General features: G+C 47.3%; 3 protein-coding genes. 2 read left to right on the forward strand and 1 reads right to left on the reverse strand.

From position 1 onward, the window contains the following. On the reverse strand, positions 1-448 hold a 448-nt coding region (locus AC1DUA_RS23590; RefSeq protein WP_477502090.1), incomplete at its 3' end, for a GntR family transcriptional regulator. 133 nt (positions 449-581) lie between these two features. Between AC1DUA_RS23590 and AC1DUA_RS23595 the strand changes: the two genes are divergently transcribed. Together AC1DUA_RS23595 and AC1DUA_RS23600 are read left to right on the forward strand one after the other, a co-directional pair. Then, positions 582-2,855 (forward strand): heparinase II/III domain-containing protein, encoded by a 2,274-nt coding sequence (locus AC1DUA_RS23595; protein WP_477502091.1) that lies wholly within the window; start codon positions 582-584, stop codon positions 2,853-2,855. Positions 2,856-3,150: 295 nt separating this feature from the next. Then, on the forward strand, positions 3,151-4,850 hold a 1,700-nt coding region (locus AC1DUA_RS23600; RefSeq protein WP_477502092.1), incomplete at its 3' end, for a hypothetical protein.

The raw sequence follows: 4,850 nt of genomic DNA on the forward strand, positions 1-4,850 counted from the left end.
CGCCCTCCACCGGATAGATGATAATTCCTTTCATCCCGAGATGAGTGAGTTCTTTCAGCCGTTTGATTTCCAATTCCTGCCTATCGTGGGTAAGTTTGAATACGAGGTGATAGCCATGATCAGCCAATTCCTGTTCAATGCCAGTCAATAAGTTGGCGGTATACAGATTGTCAAGGCGAGGCATCAGGAAGGCGATGCAGGACCCCAAGGATTCTATAGGCTCGTACGACATGAGCGGAAGTGTTGCGGTTGCGGTATCGCTAATAAAGGAACCTTTTCCTTGAATCCGATAAATAAAGCCTTGGTTCACAAAGCCGGCCAATGCATTTTTTACCGTAATGCGGCTGACGTTAAACTGCCCGGCAAGTTCATTCTCCGAGGGAATCTTATCCCCCGGCTTCCAGATGCCCTGTTGAATCTGGTTCATCATATAAGTTTTTAAYTGCATGTACATGGGAATCCTTGCTGGCGTGCTGGACATAAGTTTCACTACCTCTTGTATTATGTATATATCAAATGTACAACTTATTTCTTTATTCGTAAAGGCTTTCAGAAAGCGTAATCATAGGAGGAAGATAACCATGGCCGAAATTAGCAGGAAACAGCATCCGTATTTATATTTTGATCAAGCTTGGGTAACGCATTTTAGGGTTCAATTGCAGCAGGACGAGAACCTGGGGCGGAAATGGCAGGCTTTTGTGGCCAAGGCGGATGGCCTTTTGGAAGATTGCTTTACAGAGGAAATGGAAGCTGACGGAGAGGATTCGCAGCATGGCAAGTATGGGCCACCGAGCGAGCAAGTTGCCCAGATGGGCACAATGCTTGGCCTGGTGTATCAGGTAACGGGGCAGCGGCATTATGCCGAGAAACTAAGGGAAGCGCTCCTTCATTACAGCACCTATTCCAAATGGCACGGCAAAGGCCTGCTGAGGAACGATCCGCCATGGCATTCGGAGTTGAATACGTCCCGGTTCTGCCACGGTTATGCCGTCGGCTACGACTGCATCTATGATGTGTTGAGCACCGAAGAGCGCACGGTTATTCGCCGATCCTTGCTTGAGCTTGGTGTTCTGCCGACACTGAAGGATTGGGTATTTGCCGATACCCGTACGCATGCGCTTGATTCCATGGGCCATAATTGGTGGGCTGTGATGATTGGACTGGCGGGAGTCGGCGTGCTTTCCGTCATCGACGAGGAACCTGATGCGCGTGCATGGCTGGATGAAATCATTCGCATTTTCCCTGAATACTTTTTGTACAAAGGCAGTGTCCTTGGCAATAAAAGTTTGAATTACGATGAAGCTGGGGCATTCTACGAAAGTCTCAACTATGCCGATTATGGCCTGTATGAATATCTGGTCTTCAGGCTGGCTTATCAACATTCGTTCGGGTATACTGATTTTTCCGATATCCCTGTGCTCGCGAAGGCTGGAGACTTCTTCCTGCATACGACGTATGCGGCCACTGAACGGGCGCTGACCGTTAATTTCGGTGACGGTTACCTCTATTCAGGAGCCGTTCAAGCTGCAAAGATGCTGCTGGCGAACGGGTTCGACGATCCGCGTTTGCGCTGGTATTTGAAAGAATGGAAAGCGGAGTACGGGTTTTATGATTTTATCCAGCAGGATCGTATTTGGTTGGGGGAATCGAGTCCACCATCCCCTGGCGAGACATCGGCGATCTATGCGGATATCGGCTGGGCGACGATGCGCGATGGCTGGGAGAAGGATCGCACGATGCTGGCGGTGAAGTCCGGCTTTACCTGGAATCATGCTCATGCGGATGCTGGTTCTTTCGTTCTTTATCATAAAGGGCGGCCCCTCTTGATTGACTCAGGCAATTGTTCCTACGGGAGACCAGAATATGTTGATTATTATATGCAGAGCGAAGCACATAATGTCGTGTTGTTTAACGGTGAGGGACAACTGAGGTCGGATGTGATTCGTGGCGTGAAGGAGCCTGGACACGTGTATAATCTGGTAGATCATGCCGGCCTCCGTTATGTGTACGCAGACGCAACAGGGCCTATGTCGCAGCATTTCTCAAGGAACTTCCGTCATTTTCTCTGGATCGACGGCGTGATCGTCATTATGGATGACATTCGGGCGCATGCGGAAGGGAACCTGCAATGGTTGCTTCACTACGAAGGGGATACCAGCATAGACGAGAATGGCGCTTTACGTATCACGAACGGCGATGCCAGTGTGATTGTTAAGCATTTATTTCCTGAGAAGCTGATCATGAGGCATAAGGTGGGCATGGCGGACCACAATCCTGATAGCAAGATGACATATTTATCGTTTGAAAAAGAGGAGCTCGTTCATGAGGCTAAATTTATAACCGCATTAATTCCAATGGAATCGGAGTGGCCTCTACCGGAAGTTACGGTCTTAGAAGGCCATGAAATGCAGGGGATACGCATTCGATCCGGCGGCAAACAAACGGATATCTATTGGAATCTCCGGGCAGATGGCCGGGTGATGCACCAGAATTGCATCCGCAAGTTGAATGGATGGGAGACGGACGCCTATCTCATCGCGGTAACTCGACCTGAAGGTGCTAAAGAGGACGATTGGACGAATGTCGAGCGCTGTTTTATCGGGTACGGAAGCGTTCTTCGCCATAGCGGACATACGCTATTTGCCTCGATGTCCAGAGCGACGGCTTGCGTGGAACTAAGCGCTGAGAAGGTTTCGATTTCGCTGCAAGGTCAACCTTACATTCGTGCAGAGATACGGCCTGCCGTTATGCCAGAGCAGGTAACTGCGGCTGGGGACGCCAAGGTGGTCTCCTGTGGCAACGGAGTCATCATCATTACTCAATCGACCGCCATGGCGACGCGACGTCCGGGTTGAAAATTTGTTGCGGGAGATCAGCTGTGGCTGATCTCCGCATCATTGAAAACGGTAAAAATGCATCAATTTTTGTAAAGAAACATCATTCAATTAAGATTATGACAGCGCTATATTAAGTAGGGAAAGGAAATGTAAGCGATTTCTATTGGAGCTCGAAAGGGGGATGAAATGATGGATCCATAGTACGAAGCGGAAGGGAAGATTCATGAGGGTTTCCTATTCACATGTTCCTGACAATGCAACAATATGACGTTGTTCTGCGATAAAAGGATAATTGAAACAGGAGGAAAATGGCATGAATGCAAAGAAAATATTGGTGGTTCTCTTGTCCATTATGTTGGTACTGCCCATCATGATGATACCGGCGAGTGCGTCAGCCACGGCTGCTAAAGGTATTATGGATAACTACATAGTCCAGAAAATTTTTGATAATTATTATATCCCGGTCAGTACCTTCCGTACTACCGCATATGCAGATAACACCAATGCTCCCGACCCGAGTGTAACTTATTATACGGAGCAAGGTTGGATGTACGCAGACAAAGACGAGTGGGTAGTCGACACAAACGATACGACTGTTAATTCCTTCGGATTGCATCCGTCCTGGAAGTCAGGAAATGTTAGCACTACCTCAGCGGCTACCTACGGTTATTCTTCATCTTTGAAGCTGGAAGGTGCCTCGGCTTTGCAGGTAAACTATACCGGTGCTACTGGCAAAGTTATCGGCATCAGTCCGATACTGACCTATGACAGCCTGAAATTTAAAGCTGGAAATTACAACTATTTGTCAGTCAATGTCCTCAATGCCAATGAAATCGGCGTCAAACTGGCACTGCAATTCGTAAGTGGCGGTAAGACGTATACCGCAGCTGTTGCCGACACGGGCTCATATGATAAAAGCCTTGCCAAAGGCAACAAGTATGCGACTGTCACCTTTAATCTGCGCAAATTGTTTGATGGAACTCAAGTTGTAACCGATACCAAATCTTTGCTCAATGCGATTACGGATATGCAGTTCACCTTTACCGGTGTAACCGATGGCAGCCTGTATCTCGATAAAGTCATGGTTGGTGCCACTGCCGGTATTAAAACCGATGCCGAGCTGACTGCTGCTAACCAGGCATTTGATGCTGCTACTATGCGGACGCAGCTGCAAGCAACCTTTGTTGTAGATACCAGCAAATATACTGCTGCATCCTTGTTTGCTTACAATGCTGCCAAAACTGCTGCAGACGCTTTGATTCAGGCAAATAGCACCGATATCGTCAAACTTGGTCAGGCTATTGATCATGTCAATACGGCCAAGAACGCTTTGGTTATTAAGCTTGTTAGCAAAGACGATTTGCTCGCTGAGATGAACAAAAAGCCTGTTGATTCCTCACCTTATATCACGGCTACATGGGATGCTTACATGGATAAATGGGATGCAGCTAAATCCGTTTACGACAACAATAATGCCACTGATGACCAGGTATCTAGCGCTACAACGGAGTTGGCAGCTGCTTTTGCTAACCTTGAATCCTCGCCTGCTTTGCTTGAATTTGGTGAAACTGTAGTGGAACAGGGTGTGGTCTATACCAAATACAACGGAAATCCTTCTTCCGAAGCTCAAACTTTCGTTGAAGAGTATGAAGGAGACAGGGTCGGGCGTATTAATACCCAAAAATATCTGTATGCTACTTTGAGTGCAGACTCTCCTCTTAGAGGCGCCGAAGATGTGATTTTTACCATTCAATATTATGATGTCGGGTCACAGAAACCTTATTTAGAGCTTGGTCAAAAATCAACCGGAAACGCTTATAATAACAGGCATTTTATACAGCTCTATAATACTGGCGAACTGGTAACTATGAAAATATATGTGACCGATGCCCAAATGAAGAAAGCGCAAAATGGCGGTGCTGATTTCAGGATTTTGGCTGCCGGTGGAAATTTTTATGTGAAAAGTATACGAGTGGATAGTGGCAAAGAACCTTCCATTGATGAGACAACGCC

This window comes from Paenibacillus sp. 01T422, from assembly GCF_056398785.1.

Bases quoted from the DNA above. Each gene is read 5' to 3' on its own strand.
- AC1DUA_RS23595 (WP_477502091.1), top strand. From the start codon at position 582: ATGGCCGAAATTAGCAGGAAACAGCATCCGTATTTATATTTTGATCAA.